Below are 11,873 nucleotides of genomic sequence, written 5' to 3'. Positions count from 1 at the left end.
ACAGGCGGCTTGGTCTATAATCGTGGATTGCTTGCGCAAGCGCAATACGCCCTTGTTCTTCGCGCGTATGCCCCCAATTCGGATAGACCCCACTCATAGAGAAGCTTCCCATGACCACTACCAAACACGCCCGCGTTTTGATCCTCGGCTCCGGCCCAGCCGGCTACAGCGCCGCCGTCTACGCCGCCCGCGCCAACCTGAACCCGATGCTGGTCACCGGCGTGGAACAGGGCGGTCAATTAATGACCACCACGGACGTGGAAAACTGGCCGGGCGACCCGATGGGCGTGCAAGGCCCGGACCTGATGCAGCGCTTGCTGCAGCACGCCGAGCGCTTCAATACGGAAATCGTGTTTGACCATATCCACACCACCTTCCTCAATGAAAAACCGATCCGCCTGAAGGGCGACAGCCACGAATACACGTGCGACACCTTGATCATCGCCACGGGCGCGTCCGCGCAATACCTGGGCCTGCCATCGGAAGCGGAATTCATGGGCAAGGGCGTATCCGCCTGCGCCACCTGCGATGGCTTCTTCTACCGCAACCAGGAAGTGGCCGTTGTCGGCGGCGGCAACACGGCCGTCGAAGAAGCGCTGTACCTCTCGAACATCGCCAATAAAGTCACCCTGATCCACCGCCGCGACAAGTTCCGCGCGGAAGCGATTTTGATCGACCGCCTGAACGCCAAGGTTGCCGAGGGCAAGATTGTGTTGAAATATAACCACACTCTGGATGAAGTGACGGGCAACGAAGGCGGCGTGACGGGCCTGAACATCAAGTCGACCATCGATGGCAAGGTCGAAGCGCTCTCCGTGCACGGCGTCTTCATCGCCATCGGCCACAAGCCGAACACGGGCATCTTCGAAGGTCAGCTGGACATGCACAACGGCTACATCAAGACCAAGACGGGTCTGGAAGGCATGGCCACGGCCACCAGCGCACCGGGCGTGTTCGCCGCCGGCGACGTGCAAGACCATATCTACCGCCAGGCCATCACCAGCGCCGGCACGGGTTGCATGGCAGCACTGGACGCCCAGCGCTACCTGGAAGGCCAGGAGTAAGCGTCGCATGGCGTCGATGAAAGACTTTGCCGACCTGAAAGCGGTCAGCAAGCAGCTCAAGGAGCAGGCCGATGCGCGCGCGCAAGCCGCGGCTGAGCGCGCCCAGCAGGTCAAGGTGCAGGCCGTGGAGAGCAATCTGTTCAAGGCCAGCATCGGCGGCGTCAAGCGCCTGCCCGAGTCGGACCGCTACGTGCCCAGCCTGCCCAAGGCGGGCGCCATGGCGGCCCAGCAACCGGCGCGCAAATTGTCTCCGGAAGAGGACGACGCGGCCGTGCTGCGCGAATCGCTGTCGGACTTGTTCGAAGTCGACCATTACCTGGAAAACGATCCGGCCCTGAACTACGCCCGCCCCGGCGTGGGACCGGACGTGGTCAAGAAGATGCGCAAGGGCCATTGGCCCATCCAGGATGAGCTGGACTTGCACGGCTTGCGCCGCGACGAGGCGCGCGACGGCATCGGCGCCTTTCTGAACCAGGCGACGCGGCGCAAGCTGCGTTGCGTGCGCGTCATCCACGGCAAGGGTTTCGGCTCGAAAGGCCAGGAACCGGTCTTGAAATCGATGGTGCACAGCTGGCTGGTGCAAAAGGATGAAGTCATCGCCTTTTGCCAGGCGCGCCGCTCCGAAGGGGGCGATGGGGCGCTGGTCGTATTGCTTTCTTCCGCCCTGCAGCCCATCCGCTGAGCACAGCAGCAAGAAATTACAATTCAGTAACAAGTTAGCTCACGCGCACGGCCCCGTTTGTCACCATTCGGGGCCGTGTCATGTTAACCTGTGACAATTATTTCCTGCTTAGCGTCTCGTGCACGCGCTCCACCCATGATGCCACCCCAATTGCCGCCTGGCTCGCTGATCAAGATCATTGAGGTCATCGCCATCCTGGTGGGCGCGTTTTCCGGCTTCATCGAAGCGCGCCGCAAGCGCATGGACCTGGTCGGCGTGTTCGTCGTGGCCTTCATCACGGCATTTGGCGGGGGGACTTTGCGCGACATCCTGCTCGACAAGCGGCCCCTGTTCTGGGTCTCGCACCAGGAATACGCGATCCTCATCTTCGTGCTGGCCCTGACGGCCGCGCCCCTGATCCAGCATTTGCGCCAGATCGTCTCGGAACGCCTGATCATCGTGGCCGACGCCATCGGCCTGGGCATGTTCGCCATCGCGGGCGTAGCCGAAGCGACGCGCGCCGGCATGCCGCTCTTCATCGCGTCGATGATGGGAGTGATTACGGGGATTTTTGGCGGCGTGATGCGCGACATCGTCTGCAACGAAGTGCCGATGGTGTTTCGCGACGGCAAACCGTACGCCATCTGCGCGTTTTTCGGCTGCTGGGCTTATTTATTGCAAATGCACTTCGGCGCCGAGCACGACTTCGCGCTGTGGACCAGCGCCAGCGGCATCACGATTCTGCGCCTGATATGCTGGAAATTCGACATGCGGCTGGGGCGCTGAAGCGCCAAGCGGCAACATTGTTGGCGGAGCATGTTGGCTTACGCGCTGGCGCGCTAAGCCGACCTACGGCCAGATAAGCGATACATCGCGTAGGTCGGATCAGGCTCAAAGAGCCGTAATCCGACAACATTATTGACCCAGACTTACACCGCGTCCGGGCCCGTCTCACCGGTACGGATGCGGATGACTTGCTCCACATCGCGCACGAAGATCTTGCCGTCGCCGATCTTGCCCGTGCGGGCCGCCTTGATGATGGCGTCGACCACCAGTTCCGACACGCTGTCGTCCACCACCACTTCGACTTTGACCTTCGGCAAGAAGTCGACCACGTACTCGGCGCCACGGTACAGCTCGGTATGGCCCTTCTGGCGGCCAAAGCCCTTCACTTCCGTCACGGTCAAGCCCGTCACGTTCACATCGGCCAGGGCCTCGCGTACTTCGTCGAGCTTGAATGGTTTGATGATGGCGGTAATCTGTTTCATGGCTACTCCTTAAAATTGTTGGATTGTGGACAGATGGCTGCTTATTCGTAGAACTTCGACGTAATCGGGTAGCGCCAGTCGCGGCCGAAGCCACGGTGCGTGACACGGATGCCCACCGGCGACTGGCGCCGCTTGTATTCATTGATCTTGATCAGGCGCGTGATTTTCGCCACGTCGGCCGGCGGGTAGCCTGCCTCGATAATGTCGGCGATCGGCCGGTTTTCTTCCATATACATCTGCATGATGCCATCGAGTATTTCATACGCTGGCAAAGAATCCTGGTCCAGCTGGTCGGCGCGCAATTCGGCCGACGGTCCGCGCGTCAGGATGCGCTCGGGGATCACGCTTGAGATGCTGTTGCGGTACGCACACAAACGGTACACGAGCGTCTTGGCAATATCCTTGATCACGGCAAAGCCGCCCGCCATGTCGCCGTACAGGGTGCAATAACCGACCGCCATCTCGCTCTTGTTGCCCGTCGTTAAGACGATGCTGCCATGCTTGTTCGACAGGGCCATCAGCAAGGTGCCGCGGATGCGCGCCTGGATGTTCTCTTCCGTCGCGTCTTCCGCCAGTCCGGCGAACTCGTCAGCCAGGGTGGCGCGGAAAGCGTCGAAGGTTTGCTTGATCGGAATTTCATCGTAGCGCACATTGAGGCGTTTTACCATGTCGCGTGAATCGATCCACGAGATATCGGCCGTAAATTGCGACGGCATCATCACGGCGCGCACCTTGTCAGCGCCCAGCGCATCGACGGCAATCGCCAGGGTCAGGGCGGAATCGACGCCGCCCGACATGCCGATCAGCACGCCAGGGAAACCATTCTTGACTATATAGTCGCGCACGCCCAGCACCAGCGCCTGGTACACCTGCGCTTCGGTGGTCAACGGCGCGGCCAGCGGCTGCGGCACGGGCGTGGCGCCGTCGAAGTCGACCAGTTGCAAGTCTTCCTCGAAGTGGCGCAACTGAGCGCAGATGGTGCCGGCCGCATCCATGACGAACGAGTCGCCATCGAAAATCAGTTCATCCTGGCCGCCGACCAAGTTGGCGTAGACCAGGGCCATGCCTTGCGCGCTGACATGCTTGCGCATGGTTTCATAGCGCAGATGCTGCTTGTTCATGTGGTACGGCGAGCCGTTCGGCACCAGCAGCACTTGCGCGCCGGCCGCGCGGGCGCGCGCAGGCGCGTGCTCGAACCACGTGTCTTCGCAGATATTGATGCCGAAGCGCACGCCTTTTACGCCGAAGACGAAAGCCTGGTCCGACGACGTGAAATAACGCTTTTCATCGAATACAGTCGTATTCGGCAAGTCGTGCTTGCGGTAGGTACCCAGCACTTCACCGTTCAGCAGCACGGAGGCGGCGTTGTGGCGCACGCCCTTCTCGTCCTGCAGGGGCAAGCCCACCACCACGTGTAGATCCTTGAACTGGGCCAGGTCGGCAGCCAGTCCCGCAAACGCTTCCTGCGTTTTTGCGTAGAATGCATTGCGCAGCAATAAGTCCTCGGGTGGATAGCCGACCAGCGACAGTTCCGGCGTGAGCACGATATCGGCGCCCGCTTCAAATGCACGGCGGGAAAGGTCGAGGATCTTGGCACGGTTGCCGGCCAGATCGCCGACCGTACTATTCATTTGAGCAATTGCGACTTTGACTGTCATGATGATGATGGATATTTTCGTTCTATTAAACAAGACAGGGGCGCGCAGGCCGGTGGCGGCGCCCCGAGAGTGATGAATGCACACTACAACAATGAATTATCGCACGGCTATCGTCACTACCCTGGCTGAAATTGGCGAAGCGGCCTGGTCCGAACTGCTGGCAAGCCAGGCGGACGCCACTCCCTTCCTTTCCTACGCCTTTTTGCACGCGCTGCACGAGTCCGGCTGCGCCAGCGCGGACACGGGCTGGCAGCCGAATTACCTGGTGCTGTGGCAAGGCGAGACCCTGGCCGCCGCCCTGCCCCTGTACCTCAAAATGCACTCGTATGGCGAATACGTGTTCGACTGGGCCTGGGCCGACGCGTATCGGCAGCATGGCCTGGAATATTGCCCGAAACTGCTGTCCGCCATTCCCTTTACGCCCGTGAGCGGCACGCGCCTGCTGGCCCGCGATGGCGAGGCGCGCGCGGCCCTGCTGGCCTTCCTGCAGGCGCAGCAGCAAGCGGCCGACGTGTCGTCCTGCCACATCCTGTTCCCGCCGGAAAGCGAAGCGCGCCAGCTGGAGCAAGCTGGCTACCTGATGCGTAGTGGCGTGCAGTTTCACTGGCTCAATCCCGGCTACTCGGATTTCGAGCAATTCCTCGCCACCCTGGAACACAAGAAGCGCAAGAATATCCGCGCCGAGCGGCGCAAGGTGATTGACGCGGGCGTCACCCTGCGCCAGGTGCGCGGGACGGAGGCGACGGACGCGGACTGGCAACTGTTCCACCGCTGCTACAGCAATACCTACGCGGAACACCGCTCGTCGCCGTACTTAAGCCTGGAGTTCTTCCAGCGCATCGGTGCCAGCATGCCGCAAAACATCTTGCTCGTGATCGCCGAGCGCGAAGGGCGGGCCATTGCCGCCTCGCTGGTGATCCACACAGCAGACACCCTGTATGGCCGCTACTGGGGCGCGCTCGAGCACGTGCCCTGTCTGCATTTCGAGACGGCGTATTACCAGCCGCTGGAGTTTTGCATCGCCAACGGCATCGCCACCTTCGAAGGGGGCGCCCAAGGCGAGCACAAAATGGCGCGCGGCTTCCTGCCGCAAAAGACCTGGTCCGCCCACTGGCTGGCGCACCCCGCCTTTGCGGACGCCGTGCAGCGCTTCCTCGAACGCGAACGGGGCGGCATCGACGCCTACCTCGATGAATTGAACGAGCACAGCCCGTTTCGCGCATAAAAAAACGCTCCCGGCCATGACTGGCGGGGAGCGTTTTTTATTTTACTGCGTGTTCTTAGGCTTTGGCGGCATCGGCCTTGAACGCGGCGACGCCGTTCAGGATTTCTTCCTTGGCGATTTCGGGACCATACCAGCCGTCGATCTTGACCCATTTGCCTTTTTCCAGATCTTTGTAGTGCTCAAAGAAATGCTGGATCTGGCGCAAGCGCAGTTCGTTCAAGTCTTCCGGCTTTTGCCAGTGGCTGTAGATCGACAGGACCTTGTCGACTGGCACGGCCAGCACTTTCGCGTCTTCGCCCGATTCGTCGGTCATTTTCAGCACGCCGATAGGACGGCAGCGCACGACCACGCCCGGGATCAGCGGGAACGGGGTGATGACCAGCACGTCAACCGGGTCGCCGTCCGGCGACAGGGTGTTCGGCACGTAGCCGTAGTTGCACGGGTAGTGCATGGCGGTACCCATGAAGCGATCGACGAAAATCGCGCCGCTTTCCTTGTCGACTTCGTACTTGATCGGATCGGCATTCATCGGGATTTCGATGACGACGTTGAAATCGTTCGGCAGGTCGCGGCCGGAAGAGACGTTATTCAAACTCATGGGATTCCTCATTAGCGGGTGGTGTTTTAACCGCGTAATTATAGCGAAGTACAGGCCGCTTGTGCGATGCAGCAGCGGCCCGCCGGCGTTTTGCGCGTCAACGCCGCAACAGTGACGCGGCGACACGGGCCGCCAGCTTGCACGCCGTTTGGAGGAATGCTTCAAGAAAAGCGTCTTTCGCTTGCACACCTGGCGGCCCCTGCCGGACAATCGCGCCATGAATCTGCCCCAAGACCAGTGGTACCCCGTCCTCGACAGCACCGAACTCAAACGTACCCCCCTGGGCGCCGAGCGCCTGGGCCGGCGCCTGGTGTTCTGGCGCACGGCCGATGGCGCGCCGCACGCGCACGTGGACCGCTGCCCGCACCTGGGCACGGCCCTGAGCGCGGGCAGCATCGCCGGCGACAGGCTGGTGTGCCCCTTCCACGGCTTCGCCTTCGACGCCGCCGGCCAGTGCGCGCACATTCCCGCCAACGGCTGCGCGCGCAAGGTGCCCAAGGCGATGGCCGTGGACGGCTTTCCCCTGGCTGAAGCGCACGGTTTCATCTGGCTGTGGCTGGGACAGCCCCTGGAAAGCTACCCGCCTCTGCCCTTCTTCGCGCAATTGCAGCAAGGCTGGAAGTCCCGCACCGAGATCGTCGACTGGCCCGTGCACTACACGCGCGCCATCGAAAACCAGCTCGACGTCGCCCACCTGGCGTTCGTGCATCGCAGCACCATCGGCCGGGGCGGACGCAGCTTTGTCGACGGCCCGTATGTGGAAGCGGGAGCGCAAGGCATCCGCGTCTGGACCAGCAATGCGCTGGATCAGAAGCAGGAGCATCGCAGCCAAGCCGAACTGGCTCAGGCGGCGCAAGGCCGCGAACCCAGCCTGCAACTGCTGTTTCCCGGCACCTGGCTGCTCAACATCACGCCCGGCATGAAGAACTTCATCGCCTTCGTGCCGATTAACGAGCACAGCGTGCGCTACTACCTGCGCTTCTACCACCGCGTGCGCGTGCCTGGTCTGTCGTGGCTGTTTGGCAGGCTGATGGGTTGGAGCAACCGTTTCGTGCTGAACCAGGACCGCCGCGTGGTCGTCACGCAAACGCCGGCCAACAGCCTCGACGCCACCGGCGACCGTTTTATCGAAGCCGACCGCGCCATCATCGCGTATCGAAAACACCTCTCGCGTTTGCTGCAAACAAAATAAGCACGGCATACCATGCGACGCCCTCTCAATAGAGGAAACATAATATCCGCCAGGCCGATAATAATAAGTACAAATACGTAGACGGCACCCGGCGCATTCCAGCCCATCCCGATTCATATTCTCTTTTAATATCACCATGCCATAAACATGGTTATTATTTTTGCTATTGCATTTTTTATAGCCATTAGTGGCAACATTATCTGTTTACACTCTTCCAATACACGCACGCACCTGCGAATCATCCATCCACACCGCCCCATACGCCGCATGCCAACATAATATTTGCGCTTATTTGAACAAATTATTTTTTGAAAATGGCAATGCCGTGAAAAATGGCGCTACCAGAAGACAATAGTAAATTCTGATAAAATATTACATTCTGGTGTTTCCAAAACTTCGCATACTCTGCAAACAAAGCCTTCGCTAGATTCAATATGGCGCATCCACGCGCCACCGATAAATCCTTGCAAAAAGGAATATGATGATTCCCTCTTTCCGGCCCGGTCCTTTATTAAAGGTCACCGGCGTTATTTTCATTCTGTTTGGCCTCGCCCTGCTTGGCGGCGGCATCTGGCTGGCCAGTCTCGGCGGCTCCTGGTACTACCTGCTGGCCGGCATCGGCATGCTGGTCGCAGGCGTGCTCGTCTTCAAAGGCAAGCGCAGCGCGCAACCGTTCATGGCCTTCCTGCTGCTCGCCACCCTCATCTGGTCCGTCATTGAAGTGAAATTTGACTGGTGGCAATTGCTGCCGCGCCTCGACATCTGGTTTGCCGCCGCCGTCTGGCTGCTGCTGCCCTTCGTCAGCCGCCGCCTGGCCCCGCCCGCCGCTGGCGCAGCGAAACAGCCGCAAGCGGGCAAGACGGCCCTCTCCGCCGCCGTCGCGCTGACCGTCATTGCCGGCGTCATCGCCCTGTTCCAGGACTACCATGACTTGCATGGCGACGTGCCGGCCGAAAACATGGCAGCCACCGCCACCGGCGATTTCGCGCCTGGCGTCGAACACAACGACTGGTCCGCGTATGGCCGCTCCGGCTATGGCGACCGCTATGCGCCGGCCGCGCAGATCACGCCGGCCAATATTTCCGGTCTGAAGGAAGCCTGGACCTACCACACGGGTGACTTCAAGGGTCCGAACGACCCGGGCGAGATCGCCAACGAAGTCACGCCGCTGAAGGTCAATGACATGCTGTATTTGTGCACGCCACACAATATCGTCATCGCCCTGAACCCGGACACGGGCAAGGAAATCTGGCGCCACGATCCGAAGATCAACCGCGATGCGGCCAGCTACCAGCACATGATCTGCCGTGGCGTGGCGTACTGGGACGTGAACGCGGGCCGCGCCAAAAATAATCCTGCCCCTGAAGCTGCCAGCATGGAATGCCCGCGCCGCATCCTGGCGCCAACCATGGACGGCACCATGATCGCCGTCAATGCCGATACAGGCGAGTCGTGCAAGAGTTTTGGCAACAATGGCGTCGTCAACCTGTACAAGAACATGGCCATGATCAAGCGCGGTTTCCTGATGCCGACCTCGCCGCCAGCCGTGTCGCAGAAAATGGCCGTGATCGCCGCCAGCGTGACGGACAACCATTCGACGGAAGAGCCGTCTGGCGTGATCCGCGGCTACGACCCCGTCACCGGCAAGCTGATGTGGAACTGGGACCCGGCCACGCCGGAAGATACGCAGCCTTTCCCTGAAGGCAAGAACTACACCAACAACTCGCCCAATTCCTGGGGCGTGGCCAGCATCGATGAAAAGCTGGGCATGGTCTACATTCCGATGGGTAATGAAACCCCCGATACCTGGGGCGGCAACCGCAACAAGAACGGCGAGAAATTCAACAGCGCCATCGTCGCGCTGGACCTGGCGACGGGTAAAGTGCGCTGGGTCTACCAGACCGTGCACCACGATATCTGGGACATGGATATCGGCGGCCAGCCATCGCTGGTCGACATCGACACGCCGAAAGGCAAAGTGCCATCCGTGGTGGCCACGACGAAACGCGGTGACATTTACGTGATCGACCGCCGCGACGGCAGCCTGGTCGTGCCGGCGCCGGAAAAACCCGTGCCAACGAGCAATCCTGCCGCTGGCGACACCCTGTCGCCCACGCAGCCGTTCTCGGCCCTGACCTTCTTGCCTGAACGCAATATCAGCGAAGCGGACATGTGGGGCACGACGCCATTCGACCAACTCGCTTGCCGCATCATCTTCAAGGAACGCCGCTATGAAGGCCCGTTCACGCCGCAAACGGCCGGCAAGGGCGCCGTCATCTCTCCTGGCCCGCTGGGCATCTTCGAATGGGGTGGCGCGGCCATCGATCCCGTGCGCCAGTTGTTGATCGTCAACCCTGACTACATGGGCTTCCTGGAAAAACTCGTGCCGCGCGCAGAAACGACGGCCAAGGGCGGCACGGGCGGCGAAATGGGCTTGCAGCCGCAGACGGGCGTCCCGTTCGCCGTAGAAATCAAGGCATTCCTCTCGCCGCTGGGCTTCCCATGCCAGGCACCGCCGTGGGGCTATGTGGCCGCCGTCGACCTGCGCACCATGAAAAAAGTGTGGATGCACAAGAACGGCACCACGCGCGACAGCGGTCCCGTGCCGATTCCATTGCCACTGGGCGTGCCCAGCCTGGGCGGCATGGTGACCACCGGCGGTGGCGTGACTTTCCTCAGCAGCACGCTCGACTACTACATCCGCGGCTACGACGTCAGCAACGGTAAAGTCATCTGGAAAGCCCGCTTGCCAGCCGGCGGCCAGGCTACGCCGATGAGCTATGTGTCGAACAAGTCGGGACGCCAGTTCGTCGTCGTCATGGCCGGCGGCCACGGTTCGCTGGGCACGAAGATGAGCGACACTCTGGTCGCGTATGCCTTGCCGGAAGGCACTGCAGCAGTACCGAAGAAGTAAAGCGCGAAGAAGTAAAGTAGCAAAGTAGCAGCGCAAAAAAAAGCCGTTCAGTCTGCACTGAACGGCTTTTTTACGTCTGAAGAAACAAGTGGCTTACAGAATGGTCGCCAGTGCGCACTGCCGGTAATGGGCGGCAGCCTGTTCCGTCTGCTGCAAGGCGTCGTGCATCTGTGCCAGCTTCAGGTGGGCGTCGCGCACCATCTGCGGCTCGTTCGCGTCGGACAAAGCCTGCTCCAGGTGGCGCTGGGCCTTGCCCCACAATTTTTGCTTGAGGCACAAGGTACCCAGGGTCAGCGCCAGTTCCGCGTCCAGCGGACGCTGTTTCATCCATTGCTCGCAATGCTCGATCTGCAGCAGCAGGGCCGGCGTGCCGCTTGGCGCCGCCGCTTCGCGGTAGGCGCGCACGACGCGCTCGTCCCAGTCGGCGGCCAAGGACTCTTCGCACACGAGGCGCGCTTCATCGTGCAGGCCGCGCGCATTCAAGGCCGTGGCGGCGCGGCAGGCGATGTACGGCTTGACCCGGTCCGCGCTTGGCACGGTCGACCACACGCGCATCAGGGATTCCGCGTCATGCGACGGGTCGGACAGCAAATGGTCGTAAGCCAGTTCGCGCAGGCGCGACGACAGGGCCGGATGCAGGGCGCGGTGCTTGTCGAGCGAACGCACGAGGCGCAGCACTTCGGGCCAGTTCTTCGCCTGCTGCTCGGCTTTCAGCGACCATTGCAGCGCGTGGATATGGCGCGTGCCGCTGGCATTGAGTTCGCGCACGGCGGCCAGGGCCGCTTCCGGCTGGTGGTCATCGACGAGCAATTCCGTCACCGTCATCAAACGCGCCGTCTTCAGGCTGGCATCGCCTTCGACGCGCGACAACCAGCTGTCGCGGCGTTCGGACTGGCGCATGCGGTGCGCGGCGCGCGCGCCGATCAGCGCGGCCAGGCCGGCGTTTTCTTCCAGCTCGGCGGCGCGCAAGGCGGCCTTCTCGGCATGGCCGAAACGGCCTTCGAACAGGGCTTTCAAGGCTTCGCGCAAGCCCTTGTTGCCATCGCGCTCACGCTTGCGCTGGCGGTAGGCCGCCACTTGCGCCGGCATGCGCACGGTGGCGCGCACGGCGCGCACCAGCAGGTACAGCAACACGAACAGCACGACCTGCAGCAGCAGGAAGAAGTTCAGCGACAAGTCGATGCGGTAAGGCGGATAGAACAGCACCACGTTGCCGGGATTGAAACGGGCCGTCACGGCGATACCGATCGCCGCGGCCATCAGGGCGAGTAACCAGAGAAATAGACGCATGGG

At 61.4% G+C, this 11,873-nt stretch carries 10 protein-coding genes; 6 read left to right on the top strand and 4 right to left on the bottom strand.

What is annotated here, in order from left to right; genetic code table 11:
* The first annotated feature begins 110 nt into the window (after window positions 1-110).
* From trxB to KO539_RS18620, 3 genes are all read left to right on the top strand, one after another.
* Window positions 111-1,064 (top strand): thioredoxin-disulfide reductase, encoded by a 954-nt coding sequence (gene trxB / locus KO539_RS18630; protein WP_034758671.1) that lies wholly within the window; start codon window positions 111-113, stop codon window positions 1,062-1,064.
* A gap of 7 nt (window positions 1,065-1,071) precedes the next feature.
* The gene (locus KO539_RS18625; RefSeq protein ID WP_176389471.1) at window positions 1,072-1,746 is read left to right on the top strand and encodes a Smr/MutS family protein; all 675 of its coding nucleotides are present in this window, start codon (window positions 1,072-1,074) and stop codon (window positions 1,744-1,746) included.
* Between the two features lie 135 nt (window positions 1,747-1,881).
* Window positions 1,882-2,511, top strand: a complete 630-nt coding sequence (locus KO539_RS18620) for a trimeric intracellular cation channel family protein (RefSeq protein WP_099393029.1) — start codon at window positions 1,882-1,884, stop codon at window positions 2,509-2,511.
* A 143-nt stretch (window positions 2,512-2,654) separates the two neighbouring features.
* Here the strand turns inward: KO539_RS18620 and KO539_RS18615 are convergent, their stop codons facing one another.
* Both KO539_RS18615 and KO539_RS18610 read right to left on the bottom strand, forming a co-directional pair.
* Window positions 2,655-2,993 (bottom strand): P-II family nitrogen regulator, encoded by a 339-nt coding sequence (locus KO539_RS18615; protein ID WP_034758685.1) that lies wholly within the window; start codon window positions 2,991-2,993, stop codon window positions 2,655-2,657.
* A gap of 41 nt (window positions 2,994-3,034) precedes the next feature.
* On the bottom strand, window positions 3,035-4,651 hold the full coding sequence (locus KO539_RS18610; RefSeq protein ID WP_219310870.1) for an NAD+ synthase: 1,617 nt from the start codon (window positions 4,649-4,651) through the stop codon (window positions 3,035-3,037).
* Window positions 4,652-4,742: 91 nt separating this feature from the next.
* Here KO539_RS18610 and KO539_RS18605 point away from each other — a divergent pair, with 91 nt between their 5' ends.
* Window positions 4,743-5,876: a GNAT family N-acetyltransferase gene (locus KO539_RS18605; protein WP_219310908.1), complete on the top strand. Its 1,134-nt coding sequence runs from the start codon at window positions 4,743-4,745 to the stop codon at window positions 5,874-5,876.
* A 55-nt stretch (window positions 5,877-5,931) separates the two neighbouring features.
* On the opposite strand, the gene ppa is transcribed toward KO539_RS18605, so the two are convergent.
* Window positions 5,932-6,474 (bottom strand): inorganic diphosphatase, encoded by a 543-nt coding sequence (ppa, locus tag KO539_RS18600; RefSeq protein ID WP_035826464.1) that lies wholly within the window; start codon window positions 6,472-6,474, stop codon window positions 5,932-5,934.
* A 217-nt stretch (window positions 6,475-6,691) separates the two neighbouring features.
* On the opposite strand from ppa, the gene KO539_RS18595 reads away from it, so the two are divergent.
* On the top strand, window positions 6,692-7,666 hold the full coding sequence (locus KO539_RS18595; protein WP_219310869.1) for an aromatic ring-hydroxylating dioxygenase subunit alpha: 975 nt from the start codon (window positions 6,692-6,694) through the stop codon (window positions 7,664-7,666).
* A gap of 478 nt (window positions 7,667-8,144) precedes the next feature.
* Complete coding sequence (locus KO539_RS18590) at window positions 8,145-10,580, top strand: membrane-bound PQQ-dependent dehydrogenase, glucose/quinate/shikimate family (RefSeq protein ID WP_233516357.1); 2,436 nt, start codon at window positions 8,145-8,147, stop codon at window positions 10,578-10,580.
* A gap of 93 nt (window positions 10,581-10,673) precedes the next feature.
* On the opposite strand, the gene KO539_RS18585 is transcribed toward KO539_RS18590, so the two are convergent.
* Window positions 10,674-11,870: a heme biosynthesis protein HemY gene (locus tag KO539_RS18585; RefSeq protein WP_071653290.1), complete on the bottom strand. Its 1,197-nt coding sequence runs from the start codon at window positions 11,868-11,870 to the stop codon at window positions 10,674-10,676.
* Window positions 11,871-11,873 lie beyond the last annotated feature (3 nt).

This window comes from Janthinobacterium sp. NKUCC06_STL, assembly GCF_019345455.1.
GTDB lineage: Bacteria > Pseudomonadota > Gammaproteobacteria > Burkholderiales > Burkholderiaceae_D > Janthinobacterium > Janthinobacterium rivuli.
The sequence above is the reverse complement of the archived record's forward strand: the minus strand, read 5'-3'. Positions and strand labels throughout refer to the sequence as shown.

Excerpts from the sequence above, each read along its gene's own strand:
- KO539_RS18620 (WP_099393029.1), top strand. The coding sequence starts at position 1,882 with ATGATGCCACCCCAATTGCCGCCTGGCTCGCTGATCAAGATCATTGAG.
- KO539_RS18605 (WP_219310908.1), top strand. The coding sequence starts at position 4,743 with ATGAATTATCGCACGGCTATCGTCACTACCCTGGCTGAAATTGGCGAA.
- KO539_RS18585 (WP_071653290.1), bottom strand. The coding sequence starts at position 11,870 with ATGCGTCTATTTCTCTGGTTACTCGCCCTGATGGCCGCGGCGATCGGT.
- KO539_RS18610 (WP_219310870.1), bottom strand. The coding sequence starts at position 4,651 with ATGACAGTCAAAGTCGCAATTGCTCAAATGAATAGTACGGTCGGCGAT.
- KO539_RS18590 (WP_233516357.1), top strand. The coding sequence starts at position 8,145 with ATGATGATTCCCTCTTTCCGGCCCGGTCCTTTATTAAAGGTCACCGGC.
- trxB (WP_034758671.1), top strand. The coding sequence starts at position 111 with ATGACCACTACCAAACACGCCCGCGTTTTGATCCTCGGCTCCGGCCCA.
- KO539_RS18595 (WP_219310869.1), top strand. The coding sequence starts at position 6,692 with ATGAATCTGCCCCAAGACCAGTGGTACCCCGTCCTCGACAGCACCGAA.
- ppa (WP_035826464.1), bottom strand. The coding sequence starts at position 6,474 with ATGAGTTTGAATAACGTCTCTTCCGGCCGCGACCTGCCGAACGATTTC.
- KO539_RS18615 (WP_034758685.1), bottom strand. The coding sequence starts at position 2,993 with ATGAAACAGATTACCGCCATCATCAAACCATTCAAGCTCGACGAAGTA.
- KO539_RS18625 (WP_176389471.1), top strand. The coding sequence starts at position 1,072 with ATGGCGTCGATGAAAGACTTTGCCGACCTGAAAGCGGTCAGCAAGCAG.